A 762-nucleotide genomic window follows, 5' to 3' on the forward strand; every position below is an offset into this window, starting at 1 on the left:
GCGCCGGGCGCTGGGTCCCCGCGGCCGCCACGGGGACCCAGCGCCCGGCGCACACCACACCGCCCTGGACCGCTCCTCAGGACGGCCAGGACGGGCCCCGGTTCGACGCGGCGAAGGACCACCGCACCCTCACCGGCCCCGACGGGCGGGTGTACGACCTGGTAGAGGCGGAGGGAGACGGCAACCGCTTCTACGCCGCCGTGGCGGCGGCCCGGCCCCCGGCCACCGCCCGGACCGCCCCGCAGGGCCGGCACACCGGACCGGGCGCACCGGGCGTACCGGGGGCGACCCCGCTGACCGACCTGTCCGCCACCCAGGTGGCGCGCCGCATCGCCACCCGCGTGGCCGCGCAGCCCCTGCCGGACGGGGCCCGCCTCGACCCGTCGGCGACGTTCCGCTGGGAGGACGTGGCGGGGCTCACGCTGGGCCTCGACGCCACCCGGCGCGATGCCCTGCGCGGCGAGATGCGCCGCACCGGCGGCCGGATCCCTCAGGCGACCCGGGACGCGGACGCCAACGGGGAGGCGCTGCTGCGCGTCCAGTTGCACGCGGCCCGCCGCTGGGACGCCACCGCCGCCGCGCTGGCCGCCGAACTGACCGCGCGGGCGGAGAGGATCACCCTCACCCTGGTGTCCGAGGACGGCAGCCACCGCACCTTCGGCGACCCCGCGGCCACTCCCGAGAACACCGTCACCCTCTATCAGCGGGGCGACGAATTCCTCGTGGCCCGCCCCCGCCCGCGCCCCGCCGAGGACGAGACCG

Annotated in this window: 1 pseudogene; it reads left to right on the forward strand. The window is 78.9% G+C overall.

Annotated features, from left to right (window positions below):
* Nucleotides 1-762: pseudogene (locus CCN51_RS55645) on the forward strand (hypothetical protein); the annotation flags it as partial.

The organism is Streptomyces milbemycinicus (assembly GCF_002154605.1).
Classification (GTDB): Bacteria; Actinomycetota; Actinomycetes; order Streptomycetales; family Streptomycetaceae; genus Streptomyces; species Streptomyces milbemycinicus.